This window comes from Pseudomonas sp. IT-347P (assembly GCF_949768005.1).
Taxonomy (GTDB): domain Bacteria; phylum Pseudomonadota; class Gammaproteobacteria; order Pseudomonadales; family Pseudomonadaceae; genus Aquipseudomonas.
This window is the reverse complement of record NZ_CATKPQ010000033.1, coordinates 421596-443734: the sequence shown is the minus strand read 5'-3', so window position 1 is coordinate 443734 and position 22139 is coordinate 421596. Positions and strand designations below refer to the sequence as shown.

The following is a 22139-nucleotide window of genomic DNA, read 5'->3' as shown; positions in this document are numbered from 1 at the left end:
GAGGGGCTTTTGATCTTCAGAGGGCCTTGATGACCGCCGGCGGATGCATCTTCGACAACCCAAGATTCTTCAGCGCCAATTGCAGCGAACTGTGGATAACCTGCGGGTTATCAATGGTCATCAACTCCGCCAGCAACTCCTGAGCCTTGCTCAGATTCACCTGACGCAGCATCCACTTCACCTTCGGCAAGTTGGTGGCGTTCATCGACAGGCTGTCGAAACCCATCGCCATCAACAGCACCGCTGCCGCCGGATCACCGGCCATCTCACCGCAGATACTCACCGGTTTGCCTTCAGCATGGGCATCGCGCACCACAGTTTGCAGCGCTTGCAGCACCGCCGGGTGCAGGTAGTCGTAGAGATCGGCCACACGCGGGTTGTTGCGGTCGACCGCCAGCAAATACTGGGTCAAGTCGTTGGAACCGACCGACAGGAAGTCGACCATCCGCGCCAGCTCCTTGGTCTGGTAAACCGCCGCTGGAATCTCGATCATCACGCCGATCGGCGGCATCGGCACGTCGGTGCCTTCGTCGCGCACTTCGCCCCAAGCCCGGTGGATCAGGTGCAGGGCCTCTTCGAGTTCGTGGGTGCCGGAGATCATCGGCAGCAGAATCCGCAGGTTGTTCAGGCCTTCGCTGGCCTTGAGCATCGCACGGGTCTGCACCAGGAAGATTTCCGGGTGGTCGAGGGTCACGCGAATGCCGCGCCAGCCGAGGAACGGGTTGTCTTCCTTGATCGGGAAGTACGACAGCGACTTGTCACCGCCGATGTCGAGGCTGCGCATGGTCACCGGTTGCGGGTGGAACGCGGCGAGCTGCTCGCGGTAGATCGCCAGTTGTTCCTTCTCGCTCGGGAAGCGCTGATTGATCATGAATGGCACTTCGGTGCGATACAGCCCGACTCCCTCGGCGCCGCGCTTCTGCGCCCGCGCCACATCGGCGAGCAGGCCGGTGTTGACCCACAGCGGCATGCGGTGACCATCGAGGGTCACGCACGGCAGGTCGCGCAGGGTGTCGAGGCCCAGCGCCAGTTGTTTCTCTTCTTCGACGACTTCGGCGAACTGCTTGCGCAGCACTTCGCTGGGGTTGGTGTAGACCTCGCCACGGGTGCCGTCGACGATCATTTCGATGCCGTCGACCTTGGCGTACGGCAGGTCGACCAGACCCATGACGGTCGGAATGCCCATGGCCCGGGCCAGAATCGCAACGTGGGAGTTACCCGAACCGAGTACCGACACCAGGCCGACCAGCGTGCCTTCCGGCACCTCGCCGAGCATCGCCGGCGTCAGTTCTTCGCTGACCAGGATGGTTTTTTCCGGGTAGACCAGGTTCTGCTGGCGCTCTTCCTGCAGATAGGCGAGCAGACGGCGACCGAGGTCTTTGACGTCCGACGCACGCTCACGCAGGTAAGCGTCGTCCATCAATTCGAAGCGGTTGACGTGTTCCGTGACCACCTGACGCAGCGCGCCCTGGGCCCATTGGCCGGTCTTGATCACGGTGGTGATTTCGCTGCCCAGCGAGGCATCGTCGAGCATCATCAGGTAGACGTCGAACAGCGCGCGCTCTTCCGGGCGCAACTGGGTCGCAAGCTTGGCGGACAACGCGCGCATGTCGGCGCGCACGCCTTCGATGGCGGTCTTGAACAGCGCCAGCTCAGCGTTGATGTCGGTGATGGTCTTGTCCGGCACCACGTCCAGATCCGCCGGCGGCAGCATGACCACCGCGGTACCGACGGCGGCGCCCGGCGAACCCGGCACGCCGACAAACTTGGCTTCCTGAATCCCTTTGCCCTGACGGCCCAGACCCCGGATCGAACCTGTGGCCTCGGCGTGGGCGATAACGCCTGCGAGCTGCGCGCTCATGGTCACGAGGAAGGCTTCTTCACCTTCGTCGAACTGGCGACGCTCTTTTTGCTGGATGACCAACACGCCGACGACGCGACGGTGGTGAATGATCGGTGCACCGAGGAACGAGGCGTAACGCTCTTCACCGGTTTCGGCGAAGTAGCGGTAGCGCGGGTGAACCGAAGCGTTTTCGAGGTTCAGGGGTTCTTCACGCGTGCCGACCAGACCAACCAGACCTTCGTTGGGTGCCATGCTGACCTTGCCGATCGAGCGCTTGTTCAAGCCCTCGGTGGCCATCAGGACGAAGCGGTTGGTCTCGGGATCAAGCAGGTAGACCGAGCAGACCTGGCTGCCCATGGCCTCTTTGACGCGCAACACAATAATCCCCAACGCCGCCTTGAGATCCTTGGCGGAGTTAACTTCCTGGACGATCTTGCGCAGCGTATTGAGCATGGCTCGGGGTCGAACTCCGTCGTCAGTCGCGCGCTAAAAGGCGCGGGGCAAGCTCTTTGAGGGCGCGGCGATACACCTCGCGCTTGAATGTCACCACCTGGCCCAACGGATACCAATAGCTGACCCAGCGCCAGCCATCGAACTCCGGTTTACCGGTCAAATCCATCCGCACCCGCTGCTCGTTGGAGATCAGGCGCAGGAGAAACCATTTCTGTTTCTGGCCGATGCACAGCGGTTGGCTGTGCGTACGCACCAGACGTTGCGGCAAACGATAGCGCAACCAGCCCCGAGTACAGGCCAGTATTTCAACATCTTCACGTTCCAGGCCAACTTCTTCGTTCAGCTCGCGGTACAAGGCGTCTTCCGGCGTCTCTTCAGGGTTGATTCCCCCTTGCGGAAACTGCCAGGCATCTTGATTGATACGGCGAGCCCATAGCACCTGGCCGGCGTCATTCGTCAGAATGATCCCGACATTGGGGCGGAAACCATCGGGGTCGATCACGGCAACAACCTCGCAAACGCATGTCGCCGCATTGTTCCACAAAGGTTGATAAGGCGGCAACGAGGCTTCCTACCTTATGTGCACTCTTGTGAAAAGACCGTATTCTTGTCGCCTTTTTACAGACTTATCAGCGGGTAACTGCAATGCGCCTGGCTCTATTCGATTTGGACAACACCCTTCTGGGCGGCGACAGCGATCACGCCTGGGGTGACTATCTGTGTGAACGCGGCTTCCTCGACCCGATTGCGTACAAGGCGCGCAACGACGAGTTCTATCAGGATTACCTGGCCGGCCAACTGGATAACGCCGCGTACCTGAACTTTTGCCTGGAGATCCTCGGCCGTACCGAAATGGCCGTGCTCGAGCAATGGCACAGCGATTACATGCGCGACTGCATCGAACCGATCGTGCTGCCGAAGGCGCTGGAGCTGTTGAAAAAACACCGCGACGCCGGCGACAAACTGGTGATCATCACCGCGACCAACCGCTTCGTCACCGCGCCGATTGCCGTGCGCCTTGGCGTGGAAACACTGATCGCCACTGAATGCGAAATGGTCGACGGCCGCTACAGCGGGCGCAGCACCGACATTCCGTGTTTCCGTGAAGGCAAGGTAACGCGCCTGAACCGTTGGCTGGAAGAGACCGGGTATTCGCTGGACGACAGCTATTTCTACAGCGATTCGATGAATGATTTGCCGCTGCTGGAGCAGGTGGCGAACCCGGTGGCGGTCGATCCGGATCCGAATTTGCGCGCCGAAGCCGAAAAGCGTGGCTGGCCGGTGATTTCGTTGCGCGACTGATTACGCCTTCGCGAACAAGCCCGCTCCCACATTGGATCTGTGTCGTTCACAACTCCAGTGTGGGAGCGGGCTTGCTTGCGAATGGGGCAACTCGGCCTCAAGCCTTAAACCGGCTTAGCCCCCATCAACGCCGCAATGGCGAGAAAGCCGATGCCGCTGACAATCGCCAGCGCCAGATTGAATGTGCGGTTACCGACCCCGCTAGTCCACAGCCGATTAAGCCGAACGAGCAGCCAGACCGCACTGAATGTGGCTACGCCATAGACCACGCTGGACCCCAGAATCCAGAATTGCCCCAATGGCCAGCCGATCAGATGCACCAGCCACCAACCGGTAAAGGGCATGCTGAGCATGGCGATCAGCATCAAACACCAGACGAATAACCAAGGTCGCTGCATCGTGCTGGCCGGCCCTGCGCTGCGATGGCGCCAGGTCACGGCGGCGAGTACCAATCCGCTCGCGATGATCACCACGGTCGCCACGACGTGAAGGACTTTCAGGGTTGTCAGGGTTTCCATGTATTTCTATTCCTTGGGCCATGCCCCTCAGCGTAGCCGTTCAGCCAAGAAACAGCTGATAGGCCGGGTTCTCGCTTTCATCCCAGTACGGGTAACCGATTTGCTCAAGCGCCGCCGGCACCAGATGACGCTCGTCATGCGGCACTTGCAGACCGGCGACCACGCGGCCATCGGCAGCGCCGTGGTTGCGGTAGTGGAACATCGAGATGTTCCAGCGCCCGCCCAGCTTATTAAGGAAGTTGAACAGTGCGCCCGGGCGCTCCGGAAACTCGAAGCGGAACACCACCTCATCAATCACGTGCGCCGCATGCCCACCGACCATGTGACGGATGTGCAGCTTGGCCAGTTCGTTGTCGGTCAGATCGACCACCGGGAAACCCTGCTCGGTCAGGCTCGCCAGCAGTGCGCTGCGCGGGTCGTTGTCCGGGTGCGTCTGTACGCCGACGAAAATGTGCGCTTCGCTGCCGGTGTTGTACCGGTAATTGAATTCAGTGATCTGGCGCTTGCCGACGGCCTCGCAGAACGCCTTGAAGCTGCCGGCCTTCTCGGGAATGGTCACGGCGATGATCGCTTCGCGACCCTCACCCAGTTCGGCACGCTCGGCAACATGACGCAGGCGGTCGAAGTTGACGTTGGCGCCGGAGTCGATGGCGACGAAGGTCTGGCCGCTGACCCCGCGCGACTCGACGTATTTCTTGATCCCGGCCACGCCCAACGCGCCGGCAGGTTCGGTGATCGAGCGGGTATCGTCGTAGATATCCTTGATCGCCGCACAAATCTCGTCAGTGCTGACGGTGATCACTTCATCGACGTAGTCTTTGCAGATATCGAAGGTGTGCTGGCCAATCTGCGCCACCGCCACGCCGTCGGCAAAGATGCCCACGGTCGGCAGCACCACGCGCTCACCGGCGGCCATTGCCGCTTGCAGGCAATTGGAGTCATCCGGCTCGACGCCGATGACTTTGATGTCCGGGCGCAGGTATTTCACGTACGCGGCGATGCCGGCGATCAGACCACCGCCGCCGACCGGAACGAAAATCGCGTCCAGCGGCTGCGGGTGCTGGCGCAGAATCTCCATGGCCACGGTGCCCTGCCCGGCAATGGTGTGCGGATCATCGTACGGGTGGATGTAGACGTAGCCTTTTTCATCGACCAGTTTCAGCGAGTAGGCCAGGGCTTCCGGGAACGAATCACCGTGCAGCACCACTTTGCCGCCGCGCGAACGCACGCCTTCGACCTTGATCTCGGGGGTGGTCTTTGGCATGACGATGGTGGCTTTCACGCCCAACACTTTCGCCGCCAGAGCCAGGCCCTGCGCGTGATTGCCCGCCGACGCGGTGACCACGCCACGGGCGCGCTCTTCATCGCTCAGTTGTGTCAGTTTGTTGTAGGCGCCGCGAATCTTGAACGAGAACACTGGCTGCAAGTCTTCGCGCTTGAGCCAAATGTCATTGCCCAGCCGCTCGGAGAGCTGGCGAGCGTTCTGCAGCGGGGTTTCTACGGCAACGTCATAAACGCGCGAGGTGAGGATCTTTTTGACGTACTGTTCGAGCATCGGAAAGCATCACTGAGCGGTTGAGCGGGACCGGGGAGTCTAACCCGGCTTTTGCCCGCACGACCACACGAATCCAGAGGTTTTAGCCACGCTTGCGGCTATAATGCCGGCCTTTCCGTTCTCACCTTGCCCGCTTCCGGAGCCCGCATGACCCAGGATCAACTCAAACAGGCAGTGGCTCAGGCCGCCGTCGACTTCATCCTTCCGAAACTCGACGACAAGAGCATTGTCGGGGTCGGCACCGGCTCCACCGCCAACTGCTTCATCGACGCCCTGGCCCAGCACAAGGGCGCGTTCGATGGCGCGGTCGCCAGTTCCGAAGCCACCGCCGCGCGCCTCAAGGGCCACGGGATTCCGGTGTATGAGCTGAACACCGTCAGCGACCTGGAGTTCTACGTCGACGGAGCTGACGAAAGCGACGCGCACCTGAACCTGATCAAGGGCGGTGGCGCCGCCCTGACCCGCGAGAAGATCGTCGCGGCCGTGGCCAAGACCTTCATCTGCATCGCCGACGCCAGCAAACTGGTGCCGGTGCTGGGCGAGTTCCCGCTGCCAGTCGAAGTGATCCCGATGGCCCGCAGCCACGTCGCCCGCCAACTGGTGAAACTGGGCGGCGACCCGGTGTACCGCGAAGGCGTTTTGACTGACAACGGCAACATCATTCTCGATGTGTTCAACCTGCAGATCACCAACCCGGTGGAGCTGGAAGCACAGATCAATGCGATCGTCGGCGTGGTCACCAACGGCCTGTTCGCGGCGCGTCCGGCGGATCTGTTGTTGCTGGGGACCAGCGAAGGCGTGAAAACCCTCAAGGCTGAGTAAGCCAGACTGCCCGAAATTTATGGGCAGACAAATAAACCTGTGGGAGCGAGCTTGCTCGCGAATGCGGTAGATCAGCCAACATCTTCATTGGCTAACCCGACGCCTTCGCGAGCAAGCTCGCTCCCACAGTGTTTTGTGGTGTTGGTTAGTTCGATGCAGGTTTTTTGAAGACGTAAAACAGGTTCGGCTCACTCACCAGATACAACGTCCCGTCATCATCCATCGCAATGCCTTCCGCCTGCGGCACGGTCTTCTTCAAACCCTGGCGACCCCCGCTGATGGACATGGTGCTCAACGGCCGCCCATCGACATCCAGTTCCAGAATCAACCGCGACTCATCCGACAGCGCCAGTAAATGGCCGCTGCGCTCGTCGTATTGCAGGCTCGACAAATCGCGCACGAACATCCCGGCATCGCGCTTGGGATTGTTGATCACGTGCACCGCGTAGGACTTCTCCGGATTGAAATGCGGAAAGCCATGCACTTCGTAGATCAGCATCGGATTGCGCTCTTTCGCGACAAACAGACGTTTGCCCACCGAATCATAAGCTAGGCCTTCGAACCCCTTGTTGCCGGCCATATGCACGCCAAGGGTCATCTGCTCGGCGTCCGCTGCGTCGAGGAAGGTGGTGTCTTCTTCCAGGTGAATCTTGATCAGCCGCTGCTGACGCTCGTCGGTGATCACGTAGGTATCGGCGCTGATGAACTCGACCGCTTCCGGATCGCCGAAACCAATCAGGGCGATGCGCCGCAGGATCTTGCCTTGCAGCGACAACTCGATCAGTTCGGAATTTTTGTTGGTTACAGTAAACAGGCTTTTGCGTACCGGATCGAAGGTCAGCGCCGAAACGTCGTCGTCCAGACCTTCAATCACCCGCGCCTCGATGTCGACGCGATATTGATCCAGACCGATGGCTTCACTGTTGAGCGGCTGCCACAAGGTGTGCAGGTTGAACCAGGCACGCTCGAACAGACGCATGTATTGGCCGATCGCAATCAACGCGATCAGGGCAATCACAGACAGGATGATAATCAGGGGCTTGGGGCGGGCAAGTCGACGCATTCGGGCGGGCTCGGATTCAAAACAGGCGGATGAAATATCACGCCCGTCTGAATTAAAGCTTAATGGCCACTTGCCTCAAATCACAAGACAAGTCCTGCAGGATCGGCCGAAGGCTGCTATTTCTGTTTTTCGAAACGATAGAACAGATTCGGCTCGCTGACCATGTACAGCGTGCCCGCCTCGTCCATGGTCACGCCTTCTGCGCGAGGAATGGTGTTTTTCAGGCCATTGAAACCACCGAGCAAGGTCATGAAGCTGACTTGCTCGCCCTTCTCGTCCAGCTCCAGCAACAGGTGCGAATCAGCAGACAGCACCAGCGTATGGCCCGTGCGCGGATCGACTTCCAGCGCCGAGAGGTTGCGAATATCCAGTTCATCGCTGGCGAGTTTTTGCTTGTCGCCCTTGAGAATCTGGCCGCCATCGCTTTTCCAGGTGAACAGCGCCGGTGGCCGCTCCTCGCCCAAGAGCAATTGCTGATTGTGCGCGTCCCAGGTGATCGCCTCGAACGCCTTGTTCTGATCTTTCGAAGGGCCGAGATCGTATTTCGGAAAATCGCCGATGTTCAATTCCCGGGTGGTGGCGTCGACCTTGACGATCGACAGCGTGTGCTGGCGTTCATCGACAATGGCCATCAGGCCGTTTTCCATGACCGTCAGGCCTTCCGGATTGCTCCAGCCCACCAGCGGCATCTTGCGCAGCACCTCGCCGTGCAGGGTCAGTTCCACCAGAAACGGGTTTTTGCCCATGACCGAAAACAGCGTTTTGGTCTGCGGGTTATACGACAGGTCTGAGGCCTCATCCTTCTCCATGCCCGGCAACGGCTTGGCATCGATCACCACCCGATAGTCCGGCAGCCAGATGCTTTCTTTCTGCTCGGCCTGGCTCTCGAAGCGCTCCTGCAACCACAGCACACCACGATCATCCCAATGCATGGCAAACGCCAAGGCGTAAGCCGCGGCAATCACCAGTAATAGCCAGACATACCAGCGCAGGGCGAAACGTGAACGGCGAGTGGGTTTGAGCTGAGCTTGAGATGACATCGAGGGACGCGTTCCGAAAATTCAGGCTATGGGTAATAGCACAAAGAGGCCGGCTCAGACGCCAGAATGAGAGGAATTATCCGTACAGAATGTGAAAAAAACGGCAAATGGCGGGATTGCCCTGCCCGTTTGCAAAATGGATCACATACAAATGTGGGAGCGAGCCTGCTCGCGAAGACGGAGTGTCAGGCAACGATGATGTCGACTGACCTGGCGCCTTCGCGAGCAAGCTCGCTCCCACAGGGGATTTGCAGTGTGGCGGTTAGCGCACGCTGCTGGTGAAGCGGCTCGCGCCGACCAGTTCGAGGACGATGTCATCGCCGACGTTCAGCGGGCCAACGCCCACTGGCGTGCCGGTAAGGATCACGTCACCGGCCTGCAGCGAGAAGCAGCCGGCCATGTGCTGGATCATCGGCACGATCGGATTGAGCATCGCGCTGCTGTTACCGTCCTGGCGGACTTCGCCGTTGATGGTCAGGCGAATGCCGATGTCGGTCAGGTCAGCGAAGGTGCTGCCGACCACGAACGGCGCGAGCACCGCCGCGCCGTCGAACGACTTGGCGATTTCCCACGGCAAGCCCTTGGCCTTCAGCTCGGCCTGCTTGTCGCGCAGTGTCAGGTCCAGCGCCGGGGCGAAACCGGAGATCGCATCGAGGACTTCTTCGCGGCTTGGTTTGGTCGACAGCGGTTTGCCGATCAACACGGCGATTTCCGCTTCGTAGTGCACCGAACCGCGCTCGGTCGGAATGCTGAAACCACCTTCAAGCGGCACCACGCAACTGCCCGGCTTGATGAACAGCAGCGGCTCGGTAGGCACCGGATTGTCCAGTTCCTTGGCGTGTTCGGCGTAATTGCGGCCAATGCACACGACTTTCCCGATCGGGAAGTGAATGCGCGTGCCGTCGACGTACTGGTGCTGATAGCTCATTTACCGACTCCTGCCTTCATTGATTCAAGGGATTGCCAATCAAACCGCGAAGATCTTGCCCGGGTTCATGATGCCGTTCGGGTCGAACACCGCTTTGACCGCTTTCATGTACTCGATTTCGACCGGGGAACGGCTATAGGTCAAGTAATCGCGTTTGGTCATGCCGACGCCGTGTTCAGCGGAAATCGAGCCGTTGTACTTCTCGACGGTTTCGAACACCCACTTGTTGACGGTCGCGCACTTGGCGAAGAACTCGTCCTTGCTCAGGTTATCCGGTTTGAGGATGTTCAAGTGCAGGTTGCCGTCGCCGATGTGGCCGAACCAGACGATTTCGAAGTCTGGGTAGTGTTCGCCGACGATTGCATCGATTTCCTGCAGGAACGCTGGCACTTTCGACACGGTGACCGAAATGTCGTTTTTGTACGGCGTCCAGTGCGAGATGGTTTCGGAGATGTATTCGCGCAGTTTCCACAGGTTCTGCAATTGGGTTTCGCTCTGACTCATCACACCGTCCAGCACCCAGCCCTGCTCGACACAGTGCTCGAAGGTTTCCAGTGCGCTGTTGGCCACTTCTTCGGTGGTCGCTTCAAATTCCAGTAAGGCATAGAACGGGCAATCGGTTTCGAATGGCGCCGGTACGTCGCCACGGCCCATGACTTTGGCCAGGGCCTTGTCGGAGAAGAATTCGAACGCGGTCAGGTCGAGCTTGCCCTGGAAGGCGTGCAGCACCGGCATGATCGAGTCGAAATCGGCGGTACCGAGGACCATCGCGGTCAGATTTTTCGGCGCGCGATCAAGGCGCATGGTCGCTTCGACGACGAAACCGAGGGTGCCCTCAGCGCCGATAAACAGCTGCCGCAGGTCGTAACCGGTGGCGTTCTTGATCAGGTCTTTGTTCAGTTCCAGCACGTCACCCTTGCCGGTGACGACTTTCATGCCGGCGACCCAGTTGCGGGTCATGCCGTAGCGAATCACTTTGATTCCGCCGGCATTGGTGCCGATATTGCCGCCAATCTGGCTGGAACCCGCCGAGGCGAAGTCGACCGGGTAGTACAGGCCTTTTTCTTCGGCGACGTTCTGCAAATGCTCGGTGACTACGCCCGGCTGACAAACGGCGGTGCGATCGGTGAGGTTGACGTCGAGAATCTGATTCATGTAGTCGAACGACACAACCACTTCCCCGTTCGCCGCCACGGCAGCCGCGGAAAGCCCGGTGCGCCCGCCCGACGGCACCAGTGCCACCTTGTGCGTGTTGGCCCAACGAACCACGGCCTGCACCTGCTCTATGGTTTTGGGAAATACGATGGCACTCGGCGCCGGAGCGAAGTGCTTGGTCCAATCCTTGCCGTAAGCATTCAGGGAGTCGGCGTCGGTGAGGACTTTGCCGGGCTCAACCAGGGTCTTCAGTTCATCAATCAGCGCAGGATTGGTCATCGACAGAACTCTCGAACAATTCATGGTCATCCTGAGAACGCTTCACGTCGCAGGAATGAGTGTTTAGCGGGGAGGCTATGCTAGCATATCGACCCCGCAGGACAGTGCCCAAGGCCAGATCCGCGGAGACGACATTCTTGTCGTCCGGGTCAGCGTCTGTTGACCATTTCCTGCCATTTTTCTCCGGGATACAGGTTTACGCAGATGAGCAAGACTTCTCTCGATAAGAGCAAGATCAAGTTCCTTCTTCTCGAAGGCGTCCACCAATCGGCTGTCGACGTCCTCAAGGCGGCGGGCTACACCAGCATCGAATACCTGACAGGTTCCTTGCCGGAAGCCCAGCTCAAGGAAAAGATCGCTGACGCTCACTTCATCGGCATTCGTTCGCGCACGCAACTGACCGAAGAGATTTTCGATCACGCCAAGAAGCTGGTCGCGGTCGGCTGTTTCTGCATTGGCACCAACCAGGTTGACCTCAGTGCTGCCCGTGAGCGCGGTATTGCCGTGTTCAACGCGCCGTACTCCAACACCCGCTCCGTAGCGGAACTGGTGCTGGCCGAAGCCATTCTGCTGCTGCGCGGCATCCCGGAGAAAAACGCTTCCTGCCACCGTGGCGGCTGGATCAAATCCGCGGCCAACTCGTTCGAGATCCGTGGCAAGAAACTCGGCATCGTCGGCTATGGCTCGATCGGTACGCAGTTGTCGGTTCTGGCGGAAGGCCTGGGCATGCAGGTGTTCTTCTACGACACCGTGACCAAGCTGCCGCTGGGCAACGCCACTCAGGTCGGCAACCTGCACGAACTGCTGGGCATGTCCGATATCGTCACCCTGCACGTGCCGGAAACCGCGGCGACCCAGTGGATGATCGGCGAGAAGGAAATCCGCGCCATCAAGAAGGGCGGCATACTGATCAACGCGGCGCGCGGCACCGTGGTCGAACTGGACGCCCTGGCCGACGCGATCAAGGACAAGCACCTGATCGGCGCGGCGATCGACGTGTTCCCGGTGGAGCCACGCTCCAACGACGAAGAGTTCGAAAGCCCGCTGCGTGGCCTCGACAACGTGATCCTGACCCCGCACATCGGTGGCTCGACCGCCGAAGCGCAAGCCAACATCGGTCTGGAAGTGGCGGAAAAACTGGTCAAGTACAGCGACAACGGCACCTCCGTTTCGTCGGTGAACTTCCCGGAAGTGGCCCTGCCGGCTCACCCTGGCAAGCACCGCCTGCTGCACATCCACGAAAACATCCCGGGTGTGATGAGCGAGATCAACAAGGTCTTCGCCGAAAACGGCATCAACATCTCCGGTCAGTTCCTGCAGACCAACGAGAAGGTCGGCTACGTGGTGATCGACGTCGACGCCGAGTACTCGGAGCTGGCGCAAGAGAAGCTGCAGCACGTCAACGGCACTATCCGTAGCCGCGTGTTGTTCTGATTTAGCGTTGAGCCACAAAAAAAGGGAGCCTTCGGGCTCCCTTTTTCATGCACGGCGAAGGTTATTCGACGTTGACAGTGATTTTCTTCGAGACGATTGGCGGGTCGAATGCCATGTGACCGCTATCGCCAAGTTCCAGTTGCAAGGTGTGCTTGCCCGGAGCGAGCTTGATGTCAGCCTGGGTCTGCGCCTTGCCGAAGTGCATGTGGTTGGCATCGGTAGGGACGACCGAACCGGCCGGAACGATGTCCTTGGCGTCGATCAGCAAATGGTGGTGACCGGTGTTTTTGGTGGCATCACCGGCCGGTGCCAGTGCGACATCCTTGGTGCCGAACTTGACGGTGAAGGTCTGCGAAACCGTGGCCCCGTCTTCGGGAGAAACGATGAACACTTCAGCGCCTTTTGGCGCCGGTGTTGCCGCACTGGCCAGCACCGAAACACCCATCAGCACACCCGCCAACGCTGCACGTGACATAAAGCTTTTCATTTTCTTCTCCAGTTTTTCCGTAAAATCCGCACGGTCATGACAACTTCATGACCATTCGTTGTCGAAGGCACTCGACAACCATAGCAAAGCGAGCCTGACTCAGAGCATCGCGATAATGATTTCAAAGGAGTGACCATGCGTTTTCTGCCTGGCCTGATCTGCCTGCTACCCCTTCTGAGCCCTTTGGCTCACGCCGAACTGATTGATGACGTCAACGACCGTGGCGAGCTGCGCATAGCCCTTGAGGCTAATACACCGCCGTTCAATTACAAGGAAGGCGACACACTCACGGGGTTCGAGGTCGAGCTTGGGCAACTGCTGGCCCAGGAGCTGGATGTACGCGCCGATTTTATCGTCACCGACGAGGGCGACCTGCTCCAGGGCGTTGAAAGCGGCAAGTACGACGTCGCGCTCAACCACATAGCACTGACACCCGAACTCAGGGATCGTTTCGACTTCAGCGAGTCTTACGGCAAGGTCGATTCGCAGTTGCTGGCAAAGAAGGATGTACAGCCACAGCCGATGGTCCTGGTGCAAACGCTGACTGAAGAGAAGCCGAAAGCGGCGGCGCCGGTGGAGTTGGCGATTCCGTTTCAGAAGGGCAATCCGGCGTTTCAGGCCAGCCTTGCGAGCGCGATGCAGCGGATCAAGGACGACGGACGCCTGGCGGCGCTGACCGAGAAGTGGTTGAAGCCTTAAAAGCCCCTCACCCTAACCCTCTCCCAGAGGGAGAGGGGACTGAATGGGGGATGCTTCAGAGATACGCCGACCTGAAATGGATTTACCGAATCCGAAATCGACCGGTCATGGCTGTGTCGAATCCACAATCGATCTGTCATGGCTGTGTCGGATCCATAATCGCCAAGGTCTTTCATGCCGATGGATAGCGCCAGACACCTCGGTCGGCCCCCTCTCCCTCCGGGAGAGGGCTGGGGTGAGGGCAACGATTCCGGATCAATTCAAAGCCGCCAGAGCTAGCGCAGCCTCAGGCAATTCAAGCTCGCTAAAAACCTGCACACCATGACGCTTGAGCAACGCGGCCGTCACCCCTTCGCCACTCACCTTCACGCCACTGAACGTCCCGTCATACGTCAGCAGATTCCCGCAAGATGGACTGTTGGCCTTCAGCACCGCCACCCGAATGCCGTGCTTCTGCACCAACGCCAGCGCCTGCCATGCACCGTCGAGAAACTGCGCACTGACATCCTCGCCTTCGGTCGTGATCACCGCCGCGACACCATCAAGCACTTCACCACCCTGCCCGCCCGGGATTTCCGCCGCCGCCCGTGGCGTCGGCAATCCCCCCGCCACCTCCGGACACAACGGCACCACCCGCCCTTCGGCAATCCACTGCTCAAGCACAGCAAACGATCCGCTCGCGCCACCGTCGTAACGCACGCGGTGGCCCAACAGGCAGCGGCTGACCAGAATCTTCTGCATGTCAGAACGGCTCGTTGCCACGGCGGCGAAACCAGCCGGTCAGCGACAGGCGCTCGCGGTTTGCCGGCAGAACCTCGTGAGGCACTTCGCCGGAGAGAAACACCACCAGACAACCGCCCGTAGGCTGCACGTCATGCACACGCTCATCGTTCAGGTACATGCGCAACTGACCACCGTCCTCCGGCAGCCAGGCGTCATTGAGGTAGACCACCACCGACACCATGCGCTTGTCATCGTCGCGAAAACGGTCGACATGCCGGCGATAAAAAGCGCCGGGCGGATACAAGGCGAAATGGCACTCAAAGTCCTCAAGACCGAGAAACAGGCCACGGTTGAGCGCTTCACGCAGGCTTTCCATCAAGTTCAGATAGTGGTCGCTGGCCTCGGCCTGACCGGGATCGATCCACTGAATGTGGTCGCCACGAATCCCCTCGCGAATCTCCGAAAACGGCCCACGGCCCACCGCCGCCGGCGCCAGTTCACCCTCGGCCTCACGTTTACGGCACTCGGCCGCCAGCTCGCGGGTCAAACCGGCGGGCAGGAATATGTTCTGCTGCGACCAGCCGTGTTCGGCCAGGTCGTCGACGATGCGTAACAGCAGTGGGTGTTCAGAGGATATTGGCATGGCGCGCATAGTATGTCGGCGGCAAGAAATCCGACAGAGCCACGCGGCGGCTTGCTACGAATTCTCGACAAGTACCGGCACCGCACGGAGAATAGTCCGCTGCTGACAGGAGTCCCTATGCGCCGTTTGCTTTTTTCACTGTTGATGTTCTGCGTTTTGCCCGCCTGGGCGGACGGCCACGATCAGCTGTACAAGGTCGCCGGCTGGCCAGATCAACGTGCGCATTTCAATGACGCCCTGAGTGCCGCGCAGCAGCGCTACCAGAACAGCCTGCCGCCCGCCGTGTTTCAAGCGTTGGTGAACAACAGCAACCAGCGCTTCGCCCCCCAGGCCATGGATCAACGCGCCGAGGCGCAACTGCGGCAGAAGCTCACCGACCCGAAACCGGCCCTGGCCTTCTTTCAATCAGCGCTGGGCAAGAAAATCGTCGCCGCCGAATTGCTCGCGACCCGCCGTGATCAATTGGCAAAGAACGCCAAGGGCCTGCCGAAGATGCAGGTCAGCGACAGCCGTCTGCTGATCATCGGCCACCTCGCCCAGGCCTTGCCTGCCCGAGAGGCTGGCGCCGAGGTCAGTCTGGCGATTGCCGGCGTGGCGGCGGACAGTCTGAGTTCGATGATCCCGGGGCTGCTTGGCGGTGGTCAGGCGCAAGGCATGCTCAATGGCCAACGCCAGCGCTTGATGGATCAAATCGGCGCGGACCTGAACAACACGCTGCTCTACGTCTATCGCGATCTGTCGGATGAAGAGCTGGAAGAGTTTGCGACGTTTGCCGAGTCGGCTGAGGGCAAGGCGTATTACCAGGCGGCGCTGGCGGCGATTCGCGCAGGGTTGGCGGTCGGACAATAATCTTCGGCGCCTGACAGACCGCCTTCGCGAGCAAGCCCGCTCCCACATTGGATCATCAGTGGACACAAAATGTGTGAGCATCCCGAATTCCCTGTGGGAGCGCGAAGAGGCCCTACCAGGCGCTAGAGATTCCTGCCTCTGATGCGCTTGCTCAAGAACTCGAAATACTCCTCACGCATCTCCACTGTCTCATTCGCCAAATGATGCCGCGCCTCGGCCAGCAGCAGAATCTGCGGCCGGTCGAACTTCCATTTCAACACCTGCAAATTGTGCTGCCAGTCTACTGTCATGTCCGCCTGCCCCTGAATGATCAGCGGCCGCCGCGGACTTTTTTTCGCGTGCTCGACGCGAATGATCCAGCGCGATAACGCACCGACCCACTTCGTTGGCAGGCGCCGTGGCTGCAACGGATCGGCCTGCAGAAACGGCAGGAAGTCCGGATCGTTGGAGTTCTCGCTAAAACGTCGCGCGACACCCCGGACGAAAGGCCTGAGCAGGTAATAACTGAGCTGCGACCAGCCCCACGCCCGTGGCCGCACCAGTGGCGCCATCAAAATCACTTGGCCTTGCGCCGGGCTGTTTTCGCCATGGTTGAGCAGATGATCGACCACAATCGCCCCGCCGGTGCTCTGCCCGCACAAATGCCACGGTTGCGGCAGCGCAATCGACTGCGCCTCGGCGAACAAGGCTTGCAAGACATCCTGGTACTCCGAAAAGTCGCGAATGCTCGCCCGAGGGCCACTCGACAGACCATGCCCTGGCAAGTCGCAGGCTATGACTGCAAAGTCCTGATCCAGCGCCCACTCGATCACATGCCGATAGAGCCCGGAGTGATCGTAATAGCCGTGCAGCAGAAACAGCGTCGCCTTGACCTTTTCCGGCCACCAGCAATGGCTGACCACTTCATAACCATCGACCTCGAAACGGCCCATGCCACGCCAGACGTCGCGCTCGGGGAAGTCGGTTTTGTAAAAACGCTGATAGACCTTGGCCTCGTCCGACAACGGCTGCCACTCGGCCAACGGCTTGAGGCTGGCGCGGATTTGATCGGGGTCGAAAGTGGCAGGCATGCGGGAATTCCAAAGCGGTAAACAGACTTTATCGGCCTGCGATATTCATCTGTAGAGGCAGACATGGCAAGCTAGCCCGCCTCTGAGGAACCAAATCCATGCGTTCGCCCTACCGCACCGCACTGTTTGCCAGCCTGCTCGCGCTGATCTGCGTCGGGGTGTTGTGGGCGGCGTACGACTGGTTTCAGGGGCGTTACCTGCGCGCGTTCAGCGAACACACGGCGGTGTTTTCCGGTGATCCGTTGCGCCTGCCTGACAATCTCGCCGGCCCCGGCAAGGTCCGTCTCGTGCATTTCTGGGACCCGGCCTGCCCGTGCAACGTCGGTAACCAACAGCACCTGACCGAGATGGTCGAACAGTTCGGCGCCAAGGGCGTCGAGTTCTTCGCCGTGCAAAAAACCGGCAGCCACGGTCAGTTGCCCGCAACCCTCAGCAGTCTGAAAACCATCACAATATTGCCCGGTTCCGAACAGGTACCCGCCAGCCCGGCCGTGGCAATCTGGGATCGCAGCGGCAAACTGGCCTACTTCGGCCCGTACAGCGAAGGCCTGACCTGCAACTCCAGCAACAGCTTTATCGAACCGATTTTGAATGCCCTGACGGAAGATCGCCCGGTCAATGCCACGCACACCCTGGCGGTCGGCTGTTACTGCCCGTGGCCGGTGGAAACGCCGTAAGGCATTCCGGACTTTTCAAGGACAGCGCTGCACGGCACAGAAGGACTGTGCTAATTGTTTGCAGCCCGACGGGCGGCAATCCCGCCTGCACAAGGAGTCACCATGAAGCGCGTGTTCACCGTACTGGCCTTGCTCATCGTTGTTCTGCTTGCTGGCATCGGCGGGTATGTCTACAGCAAACAACCGACACGTCAGGGCCAGATTGAACTGCGCAACCTGCAGGGTTCGGTTACCGTGCGCTATGACGAGCGCGGCGTGCCGCACATTCGTGCCGAGAACGAAACCGACCTGTACCGCGCCCTCGGCTACGTGCATGCCCAGGATCGCCTGTTCCAGATGGAAGCCATGCGCCGCCTCGCCCGGGGCGAACTGGCCGAAGTGCTCGGGCCGAAACTGCTCGACACCGACAAACTGTTCCGCAGCCTGCGCATCCGTGAACGCGCCGCCAGTTATGTTGCCAGCCTCGACAAGCAGTCGCCGGCGTGGAAGGGCCTGCAAGCCTATCTGGATGGCATTAACCAATATCAGGACAGCCACGCCGCACCGATCGAGTTCGACGTGCTGGGCATCCCCAAGCGGCCGTTCACCGCTGAAGACAGCATCAGCGTCGCCGGCTACATGGCCTACAGCTTTGCCGCGGCGTTTCGCACCGAGCCGTTGCTGACCTACGTGCGCGATCAGCTCGGCGCGGATTACCTCAACGTTTTCGACCTCGACTGGCAGCCCAAAGGCGTGCTGGTCAACGGTCACGCCAAGCCAGCGCCAGCCCTCGCTGCCGGCGACTGGAAAGACCTCAACGCTCTCGCCCGCCTCAGCGAACAAGCGCTGGTCGACAACGGCCTGCCGCAGTTCGAAGGCAGCAACGCCTGGGTCATCGCAGGTAGCCGCAGCCAGAGCGGCAAGCCGCTGCTGGCGGGTGATCCGCACATTCGCTTCTCGGTGCCGTCGGTGTGGTACGAGGCGCAATTGTCGGCGCCGGGCTTTGAGTTGTATGGCCACCATCAGGCACTGGTGCCGTTCGCGTTTCTGGGACACAACCTGGATTTCGGCTGGAGCCTGACCATGTTCCAGAACGACGATCTGGACCTGATCGCCGAGAAGGTCAACCCGGACAATCCGAATCAGGTCTGGTATCGCGGCCAGTGGACCGACATGGTCGTCACCCAGCAGCAAATCAATGTGAAGGGCCAGACGCCGGTCACCCTCACTCTGCGCCAATCGCCCCACGGCCCAATCGTCAACGATGCCCTCGGCACTGCTTCCGGCAAGACGCCAATTGCGATGTGGTGGGCCTTCCTTGAAACACCGAACCCGATCCTCGAAGGCTTCTATCAACTCAACCGCGCCGACACCCTGGCCAAGGCCCGTGCTGCCGCCGCGAAAGTGCAGGCACCGGGGCTCAATCTGGTTTACGCCAACGCCAAGGGCGATATCGCCTGGTGGGCCTCGGCCCTGCTGCCCAAGCGCCCGGCGGGGGTGCGCCCGGAATTCATGCTCGACGGCAGCAGCAATCAGGCCGACAAGGATGGCTTCTACCCGTTCAGCGCCAACCCGCAGGAAGAGAACCCGGCACGCGGCTATATCGTCTCGGCCAACTTCCAGCCCGTGTCGCCGACCGGGATGGCGATTCCCGGTTACTACAACCTCGCCGATCGCGGGCAGCAGCTCAATCGCCAGCTCAGCGACAAGAGCGTGAAGTGGACCAACGAGGCCAATCAGAAGCTGCAACTGGGCACCGCCACCGGTTACGGCCCGCGCTTGCTCGCTCCGTTGCTGCCGGTATTGCGCGAGGTGGTCAGCGATCCGGCGCAGCTGAAACTGGTCGAGCAACTGGCGCAGTGGCCGGGCGACTATCCGCTGGACTCGGTCAGTGCAACGCTGTTCAACCAGTTCCTCTACGACCTTGCGGATGCGGCGATGCGCGATGAGTTGGGCAATGATTTCTTCGAGACATCGCTGTCGACACGGGTGATCGATGCGGCGCTGCCGAGACTGGCAGCGAATGCCGATTCACCGTGGTGGGATAACCGCAGCACACCGGACAAGGAGACCCGCGCCGATGTCATGCGCGCGGCGTGGCAGGCGAGCATGCAGCACTTGAAGCTGACCCTGGGCGATAACTCTGCCGAGTGGAAATGGGGCGCGGCGCACACGCTGACCCATGGTCATCCGCTGGGGCAACAGAAGCCGCTGGAGCGGATTTTCAATGTCGGGCCGTTTGCGGCGCCAGGCAGTCATGAAGTGCCGAACAATCTGTCGGCGAAGATCGGCCCGGCGCCATGGCCGGTGACTTACGGGCCGTCGACACGGCGCCTGGTGGATTTTGCCGATCCGGCGCATGGGCTGACGATCAACCCGGTCGGTCAGAGCGGCGTGCCGTTCGACAGTCACTATGACGATCAGGCTGAGGCGTATGTCGACGGGATTTATGTGCAGGCGCATTTCAATGCTGAAGAGGTGACGGCGAATACGCGCAGTACCTTGAAGTTGTTGCCGATGCGGGCGACGCCTTAAAAGCCCCTCACCCTAGCCCTCTCCCCGAGGGAGAGGGGACTGACCGAGGCGTCTTTCGCTATGCACCGACCTGAGCGATCGAGTCGATTATGGATTCGGAACAGCAACATCACGTCGGCGTATCTCCTCAATATCCCCCAATCGGCCCCCTCTCCCTCCGGGAGAGGGCTGGGCGGGCGGCGTTCCGATGAGGGTCAAAGTACCACCGCAAAATTCAACCGAAACTGCTGCGGCGTCACGCCCAGCCTGCGATTGAACACGCTGCGCATATGTTGCGCATCGCGAAACCCGCACTGATACGCCACGGTCTTCAACGGCGCCGCAGTACTCTCCAGCATCACCCGCGCCGCATCCACCCGCGCCCGCTCGACGAACTCCGCCGGGGTGACTTTCGCTTCCCGGGCGAACACCCGCGAGAAATTGCGCGCACTCATGTTCGCCGCATTGGCCAGATCGGCAATCGTCAGATCACCCGTCAGATTGGCCAGCACATACAACTGCACCATCGCCACCGCTGACGTCGGTTCCGCATGCGGCGTCAGGAACGGGCTGAACTGCGACTGGCCACCAGAGCGCTGGGTGAACACCACCAGCCGCTTGGCCACGCTCAGCGCCACTTCAGCGCCGTGATCACGCGCCAGCAAGTACAACGACAGATCGATCCCCGCCGTCACCCCGGCCGAGGTATAAAGCGTGCCGTCCTCGACGTAGAGGCGATCCGCCTCGACCCGCGTGCTTGGGCACAACTGCGCCAAAGCCTCGGCATCGTTCCAGTGGGTGGTGACGGTGCGCCCGTCCAGCAAACCGGCGCGGGCGAGGATAAACGCGCCGTTGCAGATCGAGCCGAAGCGCTGCGCCCGTGCACAGGCCCCGCGCAGCCAATCATCGAACGGCGCGCCAAAATCCATGAACGGCAGCTGCGGGCCTCCGGCGACCAACAACAGGTCGCAGGCGTCGAGTGCCTCGCTGAAATGCCGATGGGCACTCACGTTCAAACCATTGGAACAGGCCATCGGGCCGTGTTCGACACCAATCACCTCAAGCCGATAGTGATCCTCGGGCGCCAGGAAGCGATTGGCCTCGGCGAACACATCCATCGGGCCGCTGACGTCCAGCGACTGCACGCCGGCGAACACGACGATGGCGACGGTTTTGTTCATGGCTGCGAAGCTCCTTTGGGGATCTGAGCCGAGTTGGCACGATTTGCAGGTCTATTGGCAAGGATCGCAGCCATGCATTGATTGTTCGCTTTCAGCGTCGGGAACAGACTTTCCCCATCAGCGCCACAACGGCGTTTCAGTGAGGAAACCTGCCATGACCACGACCATCGCCGGCATCAAAATTCCCGACAGCGCCCTCGCCCGGGCCACCACCGAATACATTCGCGACATCGAATCCGATCTGCTTTATCACCATTCGCGCCGGGTCTTTCTGTTCGGCGCACTGAGCGGCGAGCGTCAGCAACTGGCCTGGAACCCGGAGCTGTTGTACGTCGGCGCGATGTTCCACGACTTGGGTCTGGTCGAAGGTCATCGCAGTGATGACGAGCGCTTTGAAGTGGACGGTGCCAACGCGGCGGCGGCGTTTCTCAAGCCGTACGGGCTGAGCGATGACGACATCGAGCAAGTCTGGCTGTCGATTGCCCTGCACACCACGCCGGGTGTGCCCAAGCATTTGCGTCCGACCGTAGCACTGGTGACCGCCGGTGTGGAGATGGACGTGCTGGGCATGGATTACGCCGCGTTCAGCACCGTGCAGCGTGAGGCGGTGGTGCATGCGCATCCACGCGGAGACGGTTTCAAGGAGTGCATCATCTGCGCGTTTGCCGACGGCTTGCGCCATCGTCCGCAGACCACGTTCGGCAATGTAAAGACCGATGTGCTGAAGGATCAGGAGCCGGGATTCAAGCCGATGAACTTTGTCGAAGTCATCCGCCAATCACCTTGGATTTGAAGTCCACCCAAAAACATGTGGGAGCGAGCTTGCTCGCGAATGCGGTGGGTCTGCCAACATTTCAGTCGACTGACACGCCCTCTTCGCGAGCAAGCTCGCTCCCACAGGGATTGGGGTTGGTCACAGATTTGT

The 22139-nt window shown here is 60.4% G+C and carries 21 protein-coding genes; 8 read left to right on the top strand and 13 right to left on the bottom strand.

The features are described 5' to 3' along the window. Window positions 1-16 precede the first annotated feature (16 nt). On the bottom strand, window positions 17-2296 hold the full coding sequence (ptsP, locus tag ACM6IV_RS14835; RefSeq protein ID WP_414870555.1) for a phosphoenolpyruvate--protein phosphotransferase: 2280 nt from the start codon (window positions 2294-2296) through the stop codon (window positions 17-19). Window positions 2297-2318: 22 nt separating this feature from the next. After that, window positions 2319-2798 carry an RNA pyrophosphohydrolase gene (locus ACM6IV_RS14830; protein WP_003229203.1) on the bottom strand — a complete coding sequence of 160 codons (480 nt, stop codon included), beginning with the start codon at window positions 2796-2798 and terminating at the stop codon, window positions 2319-2321. Window positions 2799-2941: 143 nt separating this feature from the next. Here ACM6IV_RS14830 and ACM6IV_RS14825 point away from each other — a divergent pair, with 143 nt between their 5' ends. Further along, window positions 2942-3598, top strand: a complete 657-nt coding sequence (locus tag ACM6IV_RS14825; protein WP_414870554.1) for an HAD family hydrolase — start codon at window positions 2942-2944, stop codon at window positions 3596-3598. A 104-nt stretch (window positions 3599-3702) separates the two neighbouring features. On the opposite strand, the gene ACM6IV_RS14820 is transcribed toward ACM6IV_RS14825, so the two are convergent. Further along, window positions 3703-4116, bottom strand: coding sequence for a DUF2269 family protein (locus ACM6IV_RS14820; RefSeq protein ID WP_414870553.1), 414 nt, complete (start codon window positions 4114-4116; stop codon window positions 3703-3705). A gap of 40 nt (window positions 4117-4156) precedes the next feature. Beyond that, a complete protein-coding gene (gene ilvA, locus ACM6IV_RS14815) occupies window positions 4157-5671 on the bottom strand; it encodes a threonine ammonia-lyase, biosynthetic (protein WP_414870552.1) in 1515 nt (504 codons plus the stop codon). Window positions 5672-5818: 147 nt separating this feature from the next. On the opposite strand from ilvA, the gene rpiA reads away from it, so the two are divergent. After that, window positions 5819-6493 carry a ribose-5-phosphate isomerase RpiA gene (gene rpiA, locus ACM6IV_RS14810; protein WP_007913886.1) on the top strand — a complete coding sequence of 225 codons (675 nt, stop codon included), beginning with the start codon at window positions 5819-5821 and terminating at the stop codon, window positions 6491-6493. Window positions 6494-6638: 145 nt separating this feature from the next. Here the strand turns inward: rpiA and ACM6IV_RS14805 are convergent, their stop codons facing one another. The 4 genes from ACM6IV_RS14805 to ACM6IV_RS14790 form a co-directional block, all read right to left on the bottom strand. Continuing rightward, window positions 6639-7556, bottom strand: coding sequence for an SdiA-regulated domain-containing protein (locus ACM6IV_RS14805; RefSeq protein ID WP_414870551.1), 918 nt, complete (start codon window positions 7554-7556; stop codon window positions 6639-6641). A 116-nt stretch (window positions 7557-7672) separates the two neighbouring features. Beyond that, window positions 7673-8596, bottom strand: coding sequence for an SdiA-regulated domain-containing protein (locus ACM6IV_RS14800; protein ID WP_414870550.1), 924 nt, complete (start codon window positions 8594-8596; stop codon window positions 7673-7675). 262 nt (window positions 8597-8858) lie between these two features. Then, a complete protein-coding gene (locus ACM6IV_RS14795; RefSeq protein WP_414870549.1) occupies window positions 8859-9524 on the bottom strand; it encodes a fumarylacetoacetate hydrolase family protein in 666 nt (221 codons plus the stop codon). Window positions 9525-9563: 39 nt separating this feature from the next. Beyond that, on the bottom strand, window positions 9564-10958 hold the full coding sequence (locus tag ACM6IV_RS14790) for an FAD-binding oxidoreductase (RefSeq protein WP_414870548.1): 1395 nt from the start codon (window positions 10956-10958) through the stop codon (window positions 9564-9566). 204 nt (window positions 10959-11162) lie between these two features. Between ACM6IV_RS14790 and serA the strand changes: the two genes are divergently transcribed. Then, window positions 11163-12392: a phosphoglycerate dehydrogenase gene (serA, locus tag ACM6IV_RS14785; RefSeq protein ID WP_025112046.1), complete on the top strand. Its 1230-nt coding sequence runs from the start codon at window positions 11163-11165 to the stop codon at window positions 12390-12392. Between the two features lie 61 nt (window positions 12393-12453). Here the strand turns inward: serA and ACM6IV_RS14780 are convergent, their stop codons facing one another. Further along, on the bottom strand, window positions 12454-12879 hold the full coding sequence (locus ACM6IV_RS14780; RefSeq protein ID WP_414870547.1) for a DUF4399 domain-containing protein: 426 nt from the start codon (window positions 12877-12879) through the stop codon (window positions 12454-12456). Window positions 12880-13014: 135 nt separating this feature from the next. Here ACM6IV_RS14780 and ACM6IV_RS14775 point away from each other — a divergent pair, with 135 nt between their 5' ends. Beyond that, entirely contained in the window at window positions 13015-13578 is a 564-nt protein-coding gene (locus ACM6IV_RS14775; protein ID WP_414870546.1) for a transporter substrate-binding domain-containing protein, read from the top strand. A gap of 255 nt (window positions 13579-13833) precedes the next feature. On the opposite strand, the gene ACM6IV_RS14770 is transcribed toward ACM6IV_RS14775, so the two are convergent. Further along, window positions 13834-14319, bottom strand: coding sequence for a DUF523 domain-containing protein (locus ACM6IV_RS14770; protein WP_414870545.1), 486 nt, complete (start codon window positions 14317-14319; stop codon window positions 13834-13836). 1 nt (window position 14320) lies between these two features. Next, window positions 14321-14953, bottom strand: coding sequence for a 2OG-Fe(II) oxygenase (locus tag ACM6IV_RS14765; protein WP_414870544.1), 633 nt, complete (start codon window positions 14951-14953; stop codon window positions 14321-14323). Between the two features lie 108 nt (window positions 14954-15061). On the opposite strand from ACM6IV_RS14765, the gene ACM6IV_RS14760 reads away from it, so the two are divergent. Continuing rightward, window positions 15062-15793 carry a DUF2059 domain-containing protein gene (locus ACM6IV_RS14760; RefSeq protein ID WP_414870543.1) on the top strand — a complete coding sequence of 244 codons (732 nt, stop codon included), beginning with the start codon at window positions 15062-15064 and terminating at the stop codon, window positions 15791-15793. Between the two features lie 122 nt (window positions 15794-15915). On the opposite strand, the gene ACM6IV_RS14755 is transcribed toward ACM6IV_RS14760, so the two are convergent. Next, a complete protein-coding gene (locus tag ACM6IV_RS14755; RefSeq protein ID WP_414870542.1) occupies window positions 15916-16863 on the bottom strand; it encodes an alpha/beta hydrolase in 948 nt (315 codons plus the stop codon). A 98-nt stretch (window positions 16864-16961) separates the two neighbouring features. Here ACM6IV_RS14755 and ACM6IV_RS14750 point away from each other — a divergent pair, with 98 nt between their 5' ends. Beyond that, the gene (locus tag ACM6IV_RS14750) at window positions 16962-17540 is read left to right on the top strand and encodes a DUF6436 domain-containing protein (RefSeq protein WP_414870541.1); all 579 of its coding nucleotides are present in this window, start codon (window positions 16962-16964) and stop codon (window positions 17538-17540) included. A 102-nt stretch (window positions 17541-17642) separates the two neighbouring features. After that, window positions 17643-20054 (top strand): penicillin acylase family protein, encoded by a 2412-nt coding sequence (locus ACM6IV_RS14745; RefSeq protein WP_414870540.1) that lies wholly within the window; start codon window positions 17643-17645, stop codon window positions 20052-20054. 194 nt (window positions 20055-20248) lie between these two features. Here ACM6IV_RS14745 and ACM6IV_RS14740 read toward each other — a convergent pair whose 3' ends face one another. Beyond that, window positions 20249-21214, bottom strand: coding sequence for a GlxA family transcriptional regulator (locus tag ACM6IV_RS14740; RefSeq protein ID WP_414870539.1), 966 nt, complete (start codon window positions 21212-21214; stop codon window positions 20249-20251). Window positions 21215-21368: 154 nt separating this feature from the next. On the opposite strand from ACM6IV_RS14740, the gene ACM6IV_RS14735 reads away from it, so the two are divergent. Further along, window positions 21369-22007: an HD domain-containing protein gene (locus ACM6IV_RS14735; protein WP_414870538.1), complete on the top strand. Its 639-nt coding sequence runs from the start codon at window positions 21369-21371 to the stop codon at window positions 22005-22007. The last annotated feature ends 132 nt before the right edge of the window (window positions 22008-22139 follow it).